At 41.4% G+C, this 602-nt stretch carries 1 pseudogene; it reads left to right on the forward strand.

Annotated elements, in window-relative coordinates:
- Nucleotides 1–65 precede the first annotated feature (65 nt).
- A pseudogene (locus KIV40_RS25370) lies at nt 66–602 on the forward strand (histidine kinase dimerization/phospho-acceptor domain-containing protein); the annotation flags it as partial.

Genomic DNA, 602 nt, shown 5'->3' on the forward strand with positions numbered 1-602 from the left:
TTGGAGACTTGATCTTATTCTTCGCGCTAGGCGATTAGAATGCGGGTTTTATGGAGCGCTTACTAAATTTCAAAACACTTCTATCGACAAATAGCGTCTTTGATAGAGCTAGTTGGTTACCGGGTAACGCATCAGAGAGGGCGCTCAATGGTGAATGTATTTTGCTGTTTGAACCAATGCGGTTAAAGGAGTTTGAGGGGCTTAACTCCTTTATTAAAAGTCAGGTAAATTCCATGCTTTTAACTGGTATTCGCTCTGAAGTTACGCAAACTATCATCATACTTGTTGGCGCGCAAAAAGGGCACTTTAGTATCGAAAACAAAGAAACCCTTAGGCGGTTTCGACCTCTGATAGAAAGAGCGGTAATCGATATTGAAACGAAAGAAAAGTTACAACGTATCGTAGAGGTGCGTACTTCGCAACTTGCTAAAGCAAGAGAAGAAGCAGAACGCGCTAACCAATCAAAATCTGAATTTCTCGCTATGATGAGTCATGAGATTCGAACCCCTTTAAACTCGGTTTTGGGTATGCTCGACATATTAAGACAGTCGACGTTAACAGAAAGCCAATCTGAAGTTTTGAATCAAATGGAGTGCTCAGCA

The sequence above is a fragment of the Vibrio sp. D173a genome, from assembly GCF_030248475.1.